Origin of the sequence: Halostella sp. PRR32 (genome assembly GCF_034808085.1) — an archaeon.
Taxonomy (GTDB): domain Archaea; phylum Halobacteriota; class Halobacteria; order Halobacteriales; family Natronoarchaeaceae; genus Halostella; species Halostella pelagica.
The window spans coordinates 1-292 of sequence record NZ_JAXHGL010000054.1 but is presented as its reverse complement, the minus strand read 5'-3'; the positions used below and the strand labels follow the sequence as shown (position 1 = coordinate 292).

General features: G+C 74.7%; 1 pseudogene. It reads left to right on the top strand.

The window, feature by feature from the left end:
- Nucleotides 1-121: 121 nt before the first annotated feature.
- Nucleotides 122-229, top strand: a pseudogene (locus tag SM753_RS21480) (branched-chain amino acid ABC transporter permease); the annotation flags it as partial.
- Between the last annotated feature and the right edge of the window lie 63 nt (nt 230-292).

The following is a 292-nucleotide window of genomic DNA, read 5'->3' as shown; positions in this document are numbered from 1 at the left end:
CCGGATGCCTCGCCACGCCGGCGGTGTGGCGTCGACTGCCCCGACCCAAAGACCGATTTGCGGTGGCGTCGTCGCCTTCTGTCATGACCGAGACGCGAGCGTCTCCCCGGGTGATGGCGCCGTGAGCGCGCGCGGCGACGCGCTCGACGGCGTGCGAGCTATCAGCCCGTTCCGCCTGGGTGTCGTCCCGTTCGGACTCGTGTACGGCGTCACCGCGGTGCCCCGCGGGCACGCGGCCACCGTGGCCGCCGCGAAGTACGCGGTGGGGTGGGCGGGTGACGCCCCGCGGGCC